We start from the raw sequence: 1362 nt of genomic DNA on the forward strand, positions 1-1362 counted from the left end.
CTGGTTGACTGACAAAAGTTCACATAGCGCGATCGGTGCAGGAATCGGTGTAGCAGCGCGCTACCCAACGGAAGACTCATTCTTTCCCAGTGATGGAAGGTGTTACCTTCTCAAATTGGCTACAAATGCCATATTCTGACTGGGTGACTAAACTCAGACAGGACTGATATGGAAAACACCTCCCGTCTCTATAATGCCCTTGTTACGTTATTGGGTCAATCCAAACAATGGGCTGATATCAGACATCTACATACCCTAGTCTGGATGGTAGTTGGACTAATCCACTCAGGTAGCGTAAATCTGACAAAATGGACTATGTACATCCACTCACGAGCTGTGTTTGCTCAAAGTAAGCAACGTCGATTCAGTCGATGGTTGCATAATCCCCGGATTAATCCACAACGGTTATATAGCCCACTGATTCAGGAAGCCTTGAATAGATGGGAAAATGAACTATTGTATCTAAGCTTGGATACTTCCATGCTGTGGAATCAATATTGTCTGATTAGGGTAGCTGTGGTATACCGAGGAAGAGCAGTGCCAGTGGCTTGGCGAGTACTGGAGCATTCTTCTAGCAGCGTCAAGATAGGCAGCTATTTTGACTTGCTCTTGGCAGTGTCGCGATTAATGCCAGATAGAGTTAAAGTTGTACTGCTAGCAGACAGAGGATTCATCAATACTCAGTTAATGAAGTATGTCTTGGCTGAACTGGGTTGGCATTATCGCATCCGCATCAAAAGTGATTTCTGGCTCTGGCGACCTGGTAAAGGTTGGTCTCAAGTACGAGATTTTCATTTGAAACGGGGTGAAGCTCTTTTACTCCAAAATGTCTGGATTCACAAAACCGAATCTTTTGGTGCAGTTAATCTGGGTCTGGCTTGTGAGGGAATTAGCGGGGAACTTTGGTACATCGTAAGCGACGAACCGACCACCCTTCAGACATTTCGGGAATATGGCTTACGCTTTGATATTGAAGAGAGCTTTCTTGATGACAAGTCCAATGGTTTTGAGTTGGAAAGCTGTGAGATTCGCAATGCATCAGCCTTATCGCGATTGTGTTTCGTCTTGGGGATCGCTACTCTTTATCTCACTGCCCAAGGAACTAAGGTCGTAGCCCTTGGAAAACGCCGTTTTGTAGACCCTCACTGGTTTCGCGGTAACAGTTATCTCAAAATTGGTTGGGCATGGGTATTAACTGCACTAACTCAAGGTTGGGAGTTGTTTGAAACCCTAATTTTAAGTGGGAAACCCGACCCATCACCAGCGATGGCTTCCCGAAAACAGGACGAGCAGAAGAGGTATCGGCTGGAGTTTACAGTAAGGTCTTTTGACTATGCTTGTTGAGTTTTGTCAGTCAACCAG

1 protein-coding gene is annotated in these 1362 nt (G+C 45.3%); it reads left to right on the forward strand.

Translation table 11 applies throughout. The annotated features are described in order from the left end of the window. Window positions 1–168: 168 nt before the first annotated feature. Window positions 169–1344, forward strand: coding sequence for a transposase (locus F6K51_RS37365; protein ID WP_293031251.1), 1176 nt, complete (start codon window positions 169–171; stop codon window positions 1342–1344). Window positions 1345–1362 lie beyond the last annotated feature (18 nt).

This window comes from Moorena sp. SIO3I8 (assembly GCF_010692325.1).
Lineage (GTDB): Bacteria > Cyanobacteriota > Cyanobacteriia > Cyanobacteriales > Coleofasciculaceae > Moorena.

What these genes read in the sequence shown, in the direction of transcription:
- F6K51_RS37365 (WP_293031251.1), top strand. Translation starts at nt 169, where the DNA reads ATGGAAAACACCTCCCGTCTCTATAATGCCCTTGTTACGTTATTGGGT.